The organism is Pseudomonas sp. SIMBA_068, from assembly GCF_046534705.1.
GTDB lineage: Bacteria > Pseudomonadota > Gammaproteobacteria > Pseudomonadales > Pseudomonadaceae > Aquipseudomonas > Aquipseudomonas putida.
This window is the reverse complement of sequence record NZ_JAWRYI010000489.1, coordinates 1-273: the sequence shown is the minus strand read 5'-3', so window position 1 is coordinate 273 and position 273 is coordinate 1. Positions and strand designations below refer to the sequence as shown.

1 pseudogene is annotated in these 273 nt (G+C 59.3%); it reads right to left on the bottom strand.

Annotated features, from left to right (window positions below):
- A pseudogene (locus SB756_RS30080) lies at nt 1-273 on the bottom strand (hypothetical protein); the annotation flags it as partial.

Sequence of the window (273 nt, the reverse complement as noted above, 5' to 3'; positions counted from 1 at the left end):
ATCATGCGGCCACCCTGCCCGGTCTGATTCATCGACTGGAAATGCTCCAGCATCCGGCCATTATTCAGCAGCAGATTATACTGTGAATCCTCCTGCTCGGCGGGCGGCTGCCAGCTCAGCGGATAGAGTCGCGCTTTGCCATCCGGGAAATTAAACCATTCCGTGTAGAGTCGCGGCGTGCTTTCGCCTGCAGCGCTGACGGGCCAGAGCTGGGACTGCCAGCCGACCAGTTGCTCATAGCTGACACCCGCGAAAATCTCTGCGATGCCTGCC